The 13,285-nt window shown below is 48.5% G+C and carries 12 protein-coding genes; all 12 read right to left on the bottom strand.

Features of this window, described 5'->3' with window-relative positions; translation table 11 throughout:
* Positions 1-7: 7 nt before the first annotated feature.
* Genes murA through QUE64_RS00470 form a run of 12 tightly spaced genes read right to left on the bottom strand, consistent with a single transcriptional unit; the run spans position 8 to position 13,223 of the window.
* Complete coding sequence (murA, locus tag QUE64_RS00525; protein ID WP_286225460.1) at positions 8-1,282, bottom strand: UDP-N-acetylglucosamine 1-carboxyvinyltransferase; 1,275 nt, start codon at positions 1,280-1,282, stop codon at positions 8-10.
* An 18-nt stretch (positions 1,283-1,300) separates the two neighbouring features.
* Positions 1,301-1,540, bottom strand: a complete 240-nt coding sequence (locus tag QUE64_RS00520; protein ID WP_286225459.1) for a BolA family protein — start codon at positions 1,538-1,540, stop codon at positions 1,301-1,303.
* A gap of 12 nt (positions 1,541-1,552) precedes the next feature.
* Positions 1,553-2,329: an ABC transporter permease gene (locus QUE64_RS00515; RefSeq protein ID WP_286225458.1), complete on the bottom strand. Its 777-nt coding sequence runs from the start codon at positions 2,327-2,329 to the stop codon at positions 1,553-1,555.
* A 5-nt stretch (positions 2,330-2,334) separates the two neighbouring features.
* On the bottom strand, positions 2,335-3,081 hold the full coding sequence (locus QUE64_RS00510; RefSeq protein ID WP_286223805.1) for an ABC transporter ATP-binding protein: 747 nt from the start codon (positions 3,079-3,081) through the stop codon (positions 2,335-2,337).
* Between the two features lie 3 nt (positions 3,082-3,084).
* On the bottom strand, positions 3,085-3,345 hold the full coding sequence (locus QUE64_RS00505) for an STAS domain-containing protein (protein ID WP_286225457.1): 261 nt from the start codon (positions 3,343-3,345) through the stop codon (positions 3,085-3,087).
* Between the two features lie 2 nt (positions 3,346-3,347).
* Positions 3,348-3,977, bottom strand: coding sequence for an MlaC/ttg2D family ABC transporter substrate-binding protein (locus QUE64_RS00500; RefSeq protein ID WP_458574694.1), 630 nt, complete (start codon positions 3,975-3,977; stop codon positions 3,348-3,350).
* Positions 3,978-4,024: 47 nt separating this feature from the next.
* Positions 4,025-4,762 carry an MlaA family lipoprotein gene (locus tag QUE64_RS00495; protein WP_286225456.1) on the bottom strand — a complete coding sequence of 246 codons (738 nt, stop codon included), beginning with the start codon at positions 4,760-4,762 and terminating at the stop codon, positions 4,025-4,027.
* A gap of 27 nt (positions 4,763-4,789) precedes the next feature.
* Positions 4,790-5,284 (bottom strand): outer membrane lipid asymmetry maintenance protein MlaD, encoded by a 495-nt coding sequence (gene mlaD / locus QUE64_RS00490; protein ID WP_286223801.1) that lies wholly within the window; start codon positions 5,282-5,284, stop codon positions 4,790-4,792.
* A 35-nt stretch (positions 5,285-5,319) separates the two neighbouring features.
* Entirely contained in the window at positions 5,320-6,132 is an 813-nt protein-coding gene (gene mlaE / locus QUE64_RS00485) for a lipid asymmetry maintenance ABC transporter permease subunit MlaE (protein ID WP_286225455.1), read from the bottom strand.
* Complete coding sequence (locus QUE64_RS00480) at positions 6,132-6,965, bottom strand: ABC transporter ATP-binding protein (RefSeq protein WP_286223799.1); 834 nt, start codon at positions 6,963-6,965, stop codon at positions 6,132-6,134. Before QUE64_RS00480 ends, mlaE begins: the two co-directional genes overlap by 1 nt.
* Before the next feature lie 7 nt (positions 6,966-6,972).
* The gene (locus tag QUE64_RS00475) at positions 6,973-8,436 is read right to left on the bottom strand and encodes a glutamate synthase subunit beta (protein ID WP_286225454.1); all 1,464 of its coding nucleotides are present in this window, start codon (positions 8,434-8,436) and stop codon (positions 6,973-6,975) included.
* 38 nt (positions 8,437-8,474) lie between these two features.
* The gene (locus QUE64_RS00470) at positions 8,475-13,223 is read right to left on the bottom strand and encodes a glutamate synthase-related protein (RefSeq protein ID WP_286225453.1); all 4,749 of its coding nucleotides are present in this window, start codon (positions 13,221-13,223) and stop codon (positions 8,475-8,477) included.
* Positions 13,224-13,285 lie beyond the last annotated feature (62 nt).

The raw sequence follows: 13,285 nt of genomic DNA, 5'->3' as shown, positions 1-13,285 counted from the left end.
TGACCCATTATTTCATGCGGCGGATGTTTGCGCCAAGTTGGGTCAATTTCTGCTCCATACGATCGTAACCACGATCAAGGTGATAAATCCGATCCACTTGGGTCTCACCTTGAGCCGCTAAGCCAGCAATCACAAGGCTTGCGGAGGCACGCAAATCGGTCGCCATCACCGTTGCACCCGAGAGCTTATCAACACCCTCCACAATCGCGGTATTGCCCTCGATTGAAATATCGGCCCCTAAGCGATTGAGCTCTTGCACATGCATAAAACGGTTCTCAAAAATGGTCTCGGTGATACGTGAGCTACCCCCGGCAATGGCATTGAGCGCCATAAACTGCGCTTGCATATCGGTTGGAAAAGCCGGGTACTCGGAGGTCCGAAAACTCACCGGTTTTGGACGACCATTCATCGATGCAGAAATCCAATCGGCACCCTTTTTCATTTTGAGACCCGCCTCTTTAAGCTTTACTAAGACAGCATCTAAGGTATCGGGTCGGCAGTTCTTAAGAACAATCTCACCACCGGTAGCTGCTACTGCACATAAGAAGGTGCCGGTCTCAATACGATCTGCAATCACATGATGGCTTGCTCCGTGTAAGGCGGGAACCCCCTCGATCACGAGGCGATCACTACCAATGCCACTGATCTTTGCACCCATCTTGACCAAAAGTTCTGCCAAATCACCGACCTCGGGTTCACGCGCCGCGTTTTCTAAAATTGTCGTTCCTTCTGCAAGGCAAGCCGCCATTAAAAGATTTTCAGTACCGGTCACGGTAATCATGTCGGTGAGGATCGCATTACCCTGTAAGCGAGTATTGGGCTCTGCAATCTTCGCGACGATAAAGCCCTTACGAATTTGGATGCTCGCCCCCATCGCCTTCAAACCTTTGATGTGCTGATCTACCGGTCGTGCGCCAATTGCACAGCCCCCGGGTAGCGATACGGTTGCACGTCCCATCCGCGCCAAGAGAGGGCCCAATACCAAAATCGATGCCCGCATGGTTTTTACTAACTCATAGGGTGCCTCAGGGCTTGAAATCGTTCCGGCTTGCAAAATCAAATGGCTGCGATCATTGGGATTCGGAAACTCTAAAGTGACGCCCATTTGTTGCAAGAGCTTTAACATCGTGCGCACATCTTGCAAATCAGGCACATTAAAGAGCTCGACCGGGTCAGCCGTTAATAAGCTGACACACAAAATGGGTAGAGCGGCATTCTTAGCACCCGCAATATTGATCTCGCCCTTAAGGAGGGCTCCCCCTGTCATCACTAATTTATCCATACGCTGATCTGAGGTAATTTATTGAGTCGCAAACTCGTCGGGCGTAAAGGCTTTGATCGAGAGTGCATGAATCTCGGCCTTCATTCGATCACCCAAGGCTGCGTAGACCAACTGATGGCGCTGCACCAAGCGCTTGCCTGCAAACTCGGGGCTCACGATGGTGGCATAAAAATGTTGCCCATCACCCTCGACCTCTAAATGCGTACAAGGGAGCTTCTCGCTGATATAGCTTTTCACTTGCTCAGGGGTTGGAAACATTGCAATCCTTCATTAGTGGCGTAATTTATAACCCGATTGTAGTAAACGCAGAGCCAACCCTGAGACGACCAAGAAAAACGAAGTAACAATGGTCAGGCTTAGCCAGGGCGAAACATCCGAGACCCCAAAAAATCCATAACGAAAGCCATCAATCATGTAAAAGAATGGGTTCAGGTGTGAAATGAATTGCCAAATCTCTGGTAAGGAATGAATCGAATAAAACACACCTGAGAGCATGGTGGCGGGCATGATCAAAAAGTTCTGAAAGGCAGCTAACTGATCAAACTTATCGGCCCAAATACCCGCAATCAATCCCAAACCGCCCAAAATCGCGGCCCCCATAAATGCAAACAACACAATCCAAACAGGGTTATGCATAGCCGGCACATTAAATAAGAGGGTAATAATTAAAACGCCTAGACCCACCACAACTCCCCGAAATACTGCAGCTAGCACATAGGCTGAATAAAACTCAAGATGCGTGAGTGGTGCCAGTAAGACAAACACCAAATTACCGGTAATTTTGGATTGAATTAATGAAGAAGAAGTATTGGCAAAGGCATTTTGCAACACGCTCATCATCACTAAGCCCGGAATGAGAAACGCGGTGTACGTTAACTTGTCATACACCACCAAGCGGCCTTCTAAAACATGCCCAAAAATCATGAGGTACAGCACGGCGGTCAAGACAGGGGCAGCAACCGTTTGAAAGGCAACCTTATAAAAACGCTTAATCTCTTTTCGGAGTAGGGTTGGAAAACCACTGCCGTATTCAAATGGAATTGGCATTGCGACTACTCTCCCGCCATGATCTGAATGAATACATCCTCAAGATCGACCTCTTGACCTGCTTGCGCCTTATGGGATCCGTAGCGTGCGAGCAAATTTTGAGTAGTATCCAATGCCACCACTTGACCAGACTTGAGCATCGCAATCCGACCACATAAACATTCAGCCTCTTCTAAATAGTGCGTGGTGAGCAAAATGGTATGGCCATCTTGATTAAGCCGACTAATAAATTTCCAGAGGGACTGACGTAGCTCGACATCCACCCCAGCAGTTGGCTCATCCAACACAATCACTGGAGGACGGTGAACCAGGGCTTGCGCGACCAGAACGCGCCGCTTCATACCCCCAGAGAGCGAACGCATATTACTGTTGGCTTTACTGGTTAAGTCGAGATGCGTCATGATCTCATCGATCCAATCGTCATTGTTCCGAATCCCAAAGTAACCTGATTGAAACCGCAAGGTCTCGCGCACTGTAAAAAAAGGATCAAACACCAACTCTTGAGGAACCACACCGAGTAAACGACGCGCTTCAATGAAATTGGTTTGCACATTCGTGCCCATAATGAATGCACGACCAGAATCGGGGCGGCACAAGCCAGCCAAAATAGAAATGAGAGTGGTCTTACCAGCGCCGTTGGGGCCAAGCAATCCAAAAAACTCGCCCTCTTTGATATCTAAAGAAACATCCTTGAGGGCTTGCAATGAACCATACGATTTACTTAAATGCTCGACTAAAACTGCGGACTGCATAAATTATTGAAGTCCTAAAAGATCAGTCACTCCGTAGACACCAGCGAGCACTTTTAACTTCGCAGGAGGATTTAATACCACCAAGGATTGATTGCGCTTTTGGAGCTGACGACGCCATGCGAGCAAAACCGCCAGTACACTTGAATCAAAGTCAGATAGGGCAGAACAATCGACTTGATAATCCTTAGTTAATGCCTCACTACCCTGCTTTGCAATCTTCTCGGCATTCGTCTGGTTAACTTGGTGAGGTAAAGCAAAACTCATATTTACTTCTTACCTGCCAACATCGCATTGCGCTCTTGCAAAAACTTGATCAGGCCTTCGACACCGTTTTGGCTAATTTGATTGGTAAATTGATTTCGGTAAGCCTCAATTAACCAAGCCCCCATAATGTTGATGTCATAAACTTTCCAGCCATCATTGGTTTTCTCAAGGCGATAGTCCAAGGGAATGGGATCCGATTTACCAATCACCACGGTGCGAACGATCACATCGGTGTCACTCGGATTTGCACGAAAGGGTTTGTATTGAACCGTTTGATCACGCAACTGACTTAAGGCTCCTGAATAAGTCCGAATCAATAAAGACTTGAACTCGGCAATCAATTGATTTTGCTGCTCTGGGGTTGCCTTACTCCAATTTCTTCCCATGGCCAATTGCGTGGTTCTGCGCATATCCGTGTAGGGAACAATTTTCTTTTCGACTAAATCCACGACGCGAGGAATATTGCCTTTCTGGATTTCAGGGTCGGCTTTCACGGAGGCCATCACATCAGCCACGATCATTTTGATAAGACCATCAGGTGTATTAGAGTCTGGTGCATTTTGGGCGTTGGCAATCCCAAGCGCGCCTGAAAGCAAAAAGGCAAAAAATGTTAGAAAGGCTGTTTTCACGATAAACCGATCAAAAAGGTAAAGAAACAATTTTAGTCTCTTTGAACCATTTACTCGTAGGGGTTCTCATAGACTGGGGCAGGAGGCTCCTTACCCTCTTTAGCCTGATCAATTTGATACTGACGCCTCTGAATATAGGCATCACGTGTAAAGGTGTACTTATCAATCGCCGCACCTTCCAAAAGATCGCCTGCCTCATAGTAGTTATTACGGGCATTAACAATCCGCAATCCCGTCAAACTATTACGCAAGGCTACGTCCGGCAAGAGACGGAAAAGATAATCGGTTTCTAAATCGACTGCGGTACCAAAGGTATCGCGTACATTACTTGGCCCAAAAAACGGCAAGACCACATAGGGTCCTGGCGGAACACCCCAAACACCAAAGGTCTGCCCAAAATCCGCTTTGTGTTTTTCTAAGCCACCCGGTGAGGCCATATCAATAAACCCACCTAATCCAAAAATGGTATTAACGACCACCCGCATTAGATCACTAAATGCCATACTGACATTACCTTGCAATAAATTATTCACGGAAGTGTAGATGTCGCGGTAGTTGCCAAAAAAGTTATCAATGCCTTGCTGCGCTGGCTTTGGCAGAATAAATCGATAGCCTTTGGTGATTGGCTTTAACAAATACTCATCCAATCCTTCATTGAAAGAGAAAACTGAGCGATTAAAGGACTCCCAAGGATCGTGCGGCGATGGCTCGCTGCCCGCCGGGATACTCGCACATCCGATGATGCAAAGGCTCAGAAGAGTAACGCACAAGCGCTTTAGAAAAATCACAATAATTTTAGTTCTTAAATAATGAGATTATTTGGTGCCTGACTTGGTATCGCCTTTGTCCTGCCCAGTATCCGCTGCCTTGTTGTATAGAAATTGGCTAATGAGATTTTCTAGAACAATAGCGGATTGGGTTTGGGTGATCTTGCCCCCATCGGCGAGCATTTGCTCATCACCACCCGCTTCAAGACCAATGTATTGCTCGCCTAACAATCCTGACGTTAAGATCTTTGCCGACGAATCTTTGGGAAACTGATAGGCCTTTTCAATCGTCATCGTCACTGTAGCCTGATAGGTCGTATCATCAAACTGAATGGTGGCAATACGGCCGACCACAACGCCAGCACTTTTTACCGGTGCACGCGGCTTTAAGCCACCAATATTGTCAAAGCGGGCCGAGACCGTGTACGTTGGCGCAAATGACACAGCACTCATATTGCCCACCTTAAGTGCCAGAAAAAGCATGGCTAACATGCCGATCGTTACGAATAACCCGACCCAAATATCAATTGCACTTTTTTTCATAAGAATCCTAGTTTATTCCGATCTTGTCCTACGCTTTAATTGGAGAACATCATCGCGGTCAATAAAAAGTCCAATGCCAACACTGCTAAAGACGAGAGCACCACAGTCCTCGTAGTCGCTTGCGACACTCCCTCCGGAGTAGGCTTTGACTCATACCCCTGATAAAGGGCAATAAATGTCACGGCCACCCCAAAGACAATGCTTTTGATAAAGCCATTGGCAATGTCATCAAATAAATCAACACCACCTTGCATTTGGGACCAAAATGCACCGCTATCGACCCCAATCAGGGGTACGCCCACTAGATAGCCGCCCAAAACACCAACCGCAGTAAAGATGGTGGCCAAAATTGGCATCGCAATAATCCCGGCCCATAAACGCGGAGCGATTACCCGACGTAATGGATCTACTGCCATCATCTCCATGGCGGATAACTGCTCTCCGGCTTTCATAAGACCAATCTCCGCTGTGAGCGAAGTGCCAGCACGACCCGCAAACAATAAAGCAGTAATCACGGGGCCCAGTTCACGTGTCAATGACAAAGCCACCAACAATCCCAGAGCCTGCTCGGAACCATAACGCGTTAAGGTGTAATAGCCTTGTAACCCTAATACAAAACCAACAAATAAACCTGATACGGTAATGATCACAAACGAATAATTACCAACGAACAAAATTTGATCCGATACTAGGCGCGGTCGTTTAAGTAACCCGCCAGAACGCATCAGCACCAAGACAAACATCCGAGCGGCATACCCAAGGCCAGTAATATTCTTACGAATAAAAAATCCGAGATCGCCCAGTGTGTTCGTGATTGGATTTGACTTAGAGCTTGGTTCGAGATTCATTAACGGTGCAATCCAAAATCACTAGCTAAATCCGGGCCTGGGTAATTAAACGGCACTGGACCTTCAGGAGATGCGTCTAAGAATTGGCGAACAAAGGGATCGGTTGAGCGATTGAGTTCATCGGGCGTACCTTGCGCTCCAATCTTGCCATTGGCAATAAAGTACACGTAGTCTGCAATCTCGAAGGTCTCTTCGACATCGTGTGTCACCAGAATACTGGTTGCACCCAAGGCATCATTGAGATTGCGGATTAATCGCGCTGTAATCCCTAAACCAATTGGATCAAGTCCCGCAAATGGCTCATCGTACATGATGAGAGGCGGGTCTAAAACAATCGCCCGCGCTAGCGCAACCCGTCTCGCCATCCCCCCTGAAATCTGCGATGGCATTAAATCGCGAGCGCCGCGTAAACCCACCGCGTTTAATTTCATCAGGACCAAATCACGAATCAGCTCTTCGCTTAGGTTCGTGTGCTCGCGCAATGGAAAAGCAACATTCTCAAACACACTCAAATCAGTAAACAAGGCACCGAACTGAAATAGCATGCCCATACGACGGCGAGCCTGCATCAGCTCATCACTATTCATCGCAGAAATCTCACGACCCTCAAACTCCACCGAACCCGTTTGAGCTGTCACCTGTCCGCCGATCAATCGCAATACTGTGGTCTTACCGCAACCCGAACCACCCATCACCGCAACCACTTGGCCGCGGCGAAACTCCATATGAAGCCCACCCAAAATTTGACGCTCACCCGGGGCATATGAAAAATCCACCCCCCGAATGGAGACAACGGGCAAATCAATCGCACCTAAGGTCAGATTAGTGGGCATGACTTGATTATCGGGGCAATACCGACGATCCCATTAAATACTCATCGACCGCACGGGCGCATTGGCGACCCTCTCGGATTGCCCAAACCACTAAGGATTGGCCGCGCCGCATATCGCCTGCCGCAAACACCTTAGGTATATTGGTGTGATAGGCATGATGACCATCCGTCGTAGCCTTTGCATTACCGCGCGCATCTTTTTCTACACCAAAAGCATTTAAGATTTGCTGTGCTGGGGAAACAAAACCCATGGCGAGTAAAACTAAATCGGCCTTGATTTCAAACTCTGAATTTGGGACCTCACTCATCTTGCCGTCTTTCCACTCTAAACGCACCCCAATGAGTTTTTCTACTTTGCCGTTTTTGCCTTCAAACCGCTTGGTGGCAACCGACCAGTCGCGCTCGCAACCTTCTTCATGCGAAGACGAGGTGCGAAGTTTAGTGGGCCAATAGGGCCAAACTAAAGGCTTATTCTCTTCTTCAGGTGGCTGAGGCAATAACTCAAACTGCGTAACATGCTTTGCACCATGCCGATTGGATGTGCCTACGCAATCCGAACCGGTGTCACCACCACCGATCACAACCACATGCTTATCTGTTGCCCGAATCTCATTTTTGAGATCGCCAGCCACTTCCTTGTTTTGTGGAATTAAAAACTCCAGAGCAAAATGAATTCCACTTAACTCACGACCGGGGACTGGCAAATCGCGGGGTTGCTCAGCACCACCACTGATAATGACCGCATCAAAGCTCTTGAGTAATTCATGCGGGCTTACCGTTTTTTGAGCATAGTTCTTTACTTCTTTGCCTAGCGTTTCTTTACCGACAAAAACCCCGGTTGCAAAAGTAACACCTTCGGCTTGCATTTGCTCAACCCGTCGGTCAATCAACCACTTCTCCATCTTGAAGTCGGGAATGCCATAACGCAGTAAACCACCGACCCGATCATTCTTTTCATAAACGGTCACATCATGACCAACTCGCGCTAACTGTTGAGCCGCTGCCATTCCTGCGGGGCCAGAACCAACCACGGCAACCTTCTTACCAGTCTTGGTTTTAGGTGGCTGTGGTTTTACCCAATCGTTGGCCCAAGCTTTATCGATAATCGCATGCTCAATCGACTTGATACCTACTGGTAGCTTGTTGATCCCAAGAGTGCACGCTGCCTCACATGGTGCTGGGCAAATACGGCCCGTGAACTCTGGAAAGTTATTCGTTGAATGCAAAACCTCAATCGCATTTTTCCAATCGTTGTGATAAACCAAATCATTAAAGTCAGGAATGATGTTGTTCACGGGGCAGCCGTTGTTGCAAAACGGAATCCCACAATCCATACAACGTGCACTTTGCACTTTTGCATCCGCATCCGATAGCGCAGCTACAAATTCTTTGTAATGATGAATTCGTTTGACCGGCGCTTCATAGGTCTCTTCGACCCGCTCAAATTCCATAAATCCAGTGACTTTACCCATACCTACTCCAAAGATTCTTCATTAATCAATTCACGTGATCAAGCCATCACAGGCTTAGTTTGATCTTGCCCTTGAGCACGCTCCCACAACTCACCGAGAGCCCGCTTATATTCAGTAGGCAATACCTTCACAAAACGCGCGCGCGACTTGTCCCAATCAGCTAGCAATGCCTTGGCACGCTCTGATCCGGTGTACCGGAAATGGCGCTCAATCAGTGTCTTTAGGATTTGCTCATCGGTTTGACGCTCGCCGCCCTCTTTGACATTGACTGGTGCATGCCATGTGGATTTAGGCATATTCGCAATCTGCTCCGACGATGGCAGCACTTTCTCCAAGGTTGCCATCGTGGTATTACAACGCTTCTCAAAGAGTCCGTCTTCATCAAAGACATAGGCAACACCACCGCTCATGCCTGCAGCAAAATTACGGCCAGTTTTACCAAGCACCACTACAGTGCCGCCAGTCATATACTCGCATCCATGGTCACCGGTGCCCTCGACAACCGCAATCGATCCAGAGTTACGCACTGCAAAACGCTCGCCAGCCACGCCATTGAAAAATGCCTCGCCTTCAATCGCGCCATACAACACCGTGTTACCCACAATAATGTTTTGCGAAGCATCGCCCCGGAACTCGTGGGGCGCACGCACCACAACGCGCCCGCCCGACAATCCCTTGCCGACATAGTCGTTCGCATCGCCCACGAGATCTAAGGTAATTCCGCGCGCCAAGAATGCCGCAAAACTTTGTCCGGCCGTACCATTTAACTGAATATGGATCGTGTCATCGGGTAAGCCCAAATGACCATAACGTTTTGCCAATTCACCAGAGAGCATCGCACCCACTGTTCGATTGACGTTGCGGATCGGCACAATGAAAGAAACCTTCTCGCCACGCTCTAAAGCTGGCTCACTCTTTTCGATCAAGGTATGGTCAAGCGCAGCACCTAAACCATGATCTTGAGTGAGCGTTTGGTGACGAGGCTCGTCATGTGAAACATTGGGCAGAGCAAAGACTTTACTGAAATCCAAGCCCTGCGCCTTCCAATGATCAACGCCCTTGCGGGTATCCAATAGATCAACACGACCAATCAGCTCATCAAATGTCCGAATTCCCAACTGCGCCATAATCTCCCGCACCTCTTCGGCAATGAAGAAAAAGAAATTAACGACGTGCTCGGGTTTGCCTGAAAACTTCTTACGCAACTCGGGGTCTTGAGTCGCAACACCCACTGGACAAGTATTGAGATGGCATTTACGCATCATGATGCAACCCTCAACCACTAAAGGCGCTGTAGCAAAACCAAATTCATCAGCGCCTAGTAATGCACCAATCACGACATCACGGCCGGTTTTCATTTGACCATCGGCTTGTACACGAATACGACTACGCAACTGATTGAGTACCAATGTTTGCTGGGTCTCTGCAAGACCTAACTCCCACGGTGTGCCAGCATGCTTAATCGATGACAAAGGAGATGCGCCTGTACCACCATCATGACCAGCAATCACGACGTGATCCGACTTTGCTTTGGCCACGCCTGCTGCCACCGTGCCAACACCCACCTCTGAGACAAGCTTTACTGAAACATCGGCTTGTGGATTGACGTTCTTTAAGTCATGAATGAGTTGCGCCAAATCTTCAATCGAATAAATGTCGTGATGCGGTGGTGGCGAGATCAGACCTACGCCTGGTACTGAGAATCGCAGACGTCCAATATAGTCCGAGACCTTGCCACCTGGTAATTGACCGCCCTCGCCTGGCTTTGCGCCTTGGGCCATCTTAATTTGAATCTGATCGGCTGAACGCAAATACTCAGTGGTCACGCCAAAACGCCCAGAGGCAACTTGCTTAATTTTCGAACGCAATGAGTCGCCGTCTTGCAATGGAATATCTGCCTCAACGACATCCTTGCCCAAAATACTAGCGAGGGTCTCACCCTTCTTAATCGGAATCCCTTTGAGTTCATTGACATAGCGATTTGGATCTTCGCCGCCCTCACCCGTGTTGGATTTACCGCCAATACGATTCATCGCGATTGCTAAGGTTGCATGGGCCTCGGTCGAAATTGAACCTAAGGACATGGCACCGGTTGCAAAGCGCTTCACAATCTCTTTGGCAGGCTCGACCTCATCAAGGGGAATGGCTTTATTCGGATCAATCTTGAACTCAAATAATCCTCGCAAAGTCATCAAACGCTTACTCTGATCATTAATCAGATTGGCATACTCTTTATAGGTTTGATATCCCTTCTCTGGCCCGGTGCGAGTCGCATGCTGTAACTTTGCAATCGAATCGGGTGTCCACATATGCTTTTCACCACGTACCCGATACGCGTACTCTCCACCCGCATCCAACATATCAGCCAATACAGGATCATCACCAAACGCAGAGTGGTGCATCCGTAAGGCTTCTTCAGCAACTTCAAACACACCAATTCCACCAACATTTGATGAGGTGCCTTTGAAATACTTATCAATGAGCTCATGATTAAGGCCAATCGCTTCAAAGATTTGCGATCCGGTATAGGACATATAAGTCGAAATACCCATTTTCGACATCACCTTTTGCAAGCCCTTACCAATCGCCTTGACAAAGTTCTTAATCGCTTTCTCAGACGATAAGTCGCCTGAGAGGCCTTTGGCCATCTCAGCCAAGGTCTCCATCGCCAAATAGGGATGAATCGCTTCCGCGCCATACCCTGCAAGTAAGGCAAAGTGATGAACCTCGCGAGCACTACCAGTCTCCACCACTAAGCCAGTGCTGGTTCGTAAACCGCGCTCCACCAAATGCTGATGAATCGCCGAGGTTGCCAAGAGTGCAGGAATCGCCATATGCTCGCGATCCACTTGGCGATCGCTCACAATTAAAATATTGAAACCGCTGCGCACTGCATCGGTTGCCTCAGCGCACAAGGAGGCTAAACGCGCCTCAATGCCCTCCTTGCCCCAGGCAACTGGATAACAAATATCTAATTCATACGAACGGAACTTACCACCGGTGTAATGTTCAATATGACGCACCTTGGTCATGTCATCCAAGTCCAAGACCGGCTGGCTGATCTCCAAACGCATCGGGGGATTGATATTGTTGGTATCTAATAGGTTGGGCTTTGGTCCAACAAAGGACACCAAAGACATCACCAGATTCTCACGAATCGGATCGATTGGAGGATTAGTAACTTGAGCAAACAATTGCTTAAAGTAGTTGTAGAGCGACTTGCTGCGATCGGATAAAACCGCAAGTGGACTGTCGTTGCCCATCGACCCAATTGCTTCTTCTGCATTCTGTGCCATCGGTGCCATCAGATATTTGAGATCTTCCTGGCTATAACCAAATGCTTGCTGACGATCGAGTAATTTTGCTGCGGGGCGAATGTGTTTCGCATCATCCTGAGTGTCTTTTTTGCTCACATCCAACTCATCGAGCTTCACGCGCACCGCATCAATCCAGCTCTTGTATGGCTTGGCTTTAGAGACCGAGTTCTTTAACTCCACATCATCAATGATGCGGCCTTGATCCATGTCGATCATGAACATCTTGCCAGGCTGTAAGCGCCACTTTTGCACAATCTTATTTTCTGGAATCGGCAACACACCAGCTTCAGAAGCCATGATGACCAAATCATCATCGGTCACGTAATAGCGTGCTGGTCGCAAGCCGTTACGATCCAAGGTGGCGCCAATCTGACGCCCATCGGTAAAGGCCATTGCCGCGGGGCCATCCCATGGCTCCATCATGGCGGCGTGGTACTCATAAAAGGCGCGGCGGTTCTCATCCATGAGGGTGTGCTGCTCCCATGCCTCTGGAATCATCATCATCATGGCTTGCGCAAGCGGATAACCAGCCATCACCAAAAGCTCAAGGCAGTTATCAAAGGAGGCAGTATCGGACTGACCCGGATAAATCAGTGGCCACAGCTTTTGTAAATCATCGCCTAGTACAGGCGAGCTAATCGCGCCCGTGCGCGCATTAATCCAGTTCACGTTCCCCTTCACCGTATTAATCTCACCATTGTGAGCAAGCAAGCGGTATGGGTGAGCTAGTTCCCACGCTGGGAAGGTATTGGTTGAGAAGCGCTGATGCACCAATGCTAGAGCTGACACTGCTTTGGGATCTTTAAGATCGCAATAATAGGCGCCCACTTGACTAGCCAATAAGAGGCCTTTATACACGACGGTTCTCGCAGACATTGATGCCACAAAATATTCTTTGCCGTGCTTGAGGTGCAAATCTTGAATCGCATGACTTGCTGTTTTACGAATCACATAGAGCTTACGCTCGAGTGCGTCGGTGGTCATGATGTCGCGACCACGCCCGATAAAAATTTGGCGAATGATTGGTTCGGTTTTTTTCACGGTGGGCGACATCGGCATAGCACGATCGATCGGCACATCGCGCCAACCCAATACAATTTGTCCTTCTTGACGTACTGTGCGCTCTAACTCTTGCTCGCACGCTAAGCGTGACGCGTTCTCTTTAGGCAAAAAGATCATGCCAACGCCATATTCGCCAACGGGTGGCAACTCGACCCCCTGCTTTTTCATCTCGCTGCGATACAGCTCATCAGGAATTTGAATCAGTATTCCGGCGCCGTCACCCATCAGTGGGTCAGCACCTACGGCGCCTCGATGATCGAGGTTCTCGAGGATCTTTAATCCTTGAGTGATGATGTCATGGGATTTCTTGCCCTTGATGTGTGCCACAAAACCAACGCCACAGGCATCGTGTTCATTTTGAGGGTCGTAGAGACCTTGGGCGGGCGGACGTAACTCGAGATGATTCATATTTAATCCAAATTGGTCATGCGGCCGGCAATCCCCATGGATTGCTTCAAATAGAGGCCGGG

Origin of the sequence: Polynucleobacter sp. HIN7, assembly GCF_030297595.1 — a bacterium.
Classification (GTDB): Bacteria; Pseudomonadota; Gammaproteobacteria; order Burkholderiales; family Burkholderiaceae; genus Polynucleobacter.
The sequence above is the reverse complement of the archived record's forward strand: the minus strand, read 5'-3'. Positions and strand labels throughout refer to the sequence as shown.

What these genes read in the sequence shown, in the direction of transcription:
- QUE64_RS00520 (WP_286225459.1), bottom strand. Translation starts at nt 1,540, where the DNA reads ATGTTTCCAACCCCTGAGCAAGTGAAAAGCTATATCAGCGAGAAGCTC.
- QUE64_RS00510 (WP_286223805.1), bottom strand. Translation starts at nt 3,081, where the DNA reads ATGCAGTCCGCAGTTTTAGTCGAGCATTTAAGTAAATCGTATGGTTCA.
- QUE64_RS00480 (WP_286223799.1), bottom strand. Translation starts at nt 6,965, where the DNA reads ATGCCCACTAATCTGACCTTAGGTGCGATTGATTTGCCCGTTGTCTCC.
- QUE64_RS00470 (WP_286225453.1), bottom strand. Translation starts at nt 13,223, where the DNA reads ATGAATCATCTCGAGTTACGTCCGCCCGCCCAAGGTCTCTACGACCCT.
- QUE64_RS00475 (WP_286225454.1), bottom strand. Translation starts at nt 8,436, where the DNA reads ATGGGTAAAGTCACTGGATTTATGGAATTTGAGCGGGTCGAAGAGACC.
- QUE64_RS00515 (WP_286225458.1), bottom strand. Translation starts at nt 2,329, where the DNA reads ATGCCAATTCCATTTGAATACGGCAGTGGTTTTCCAACCCTACTCCGA.
- murA (WP_286225460.1), bottom strand. Translation starts at nt 1,282, where the DNA reads ATGGATAAATTAGTGATGACAGGGGGAGCCCTCCTTAAGGGCGAGATC.
- QUE64_RS00505 (WP_286225457.1), bottom strand. Translation starts at nt 3,345, where the DNA reads ATGAGTTTTGCTTTACCTCACCAAGTTAACCAGACGAATGCCGAGAAG.
- mlaE (WP_286225455.1), bottom strand. Translation starts at nt 6,132, where the DNA reads ATGAATCTCGAACCAAGCTCTAAGTCAAATCCAATCACGAACACACTG.
- mlaD (WP_286223801.1), bottom strand. Translation starts at nt 5,284, where the DNA reads ATGAAAAAAAGTGCAATTGATATTTGGGTCGGGTTATTCGTAACGATC.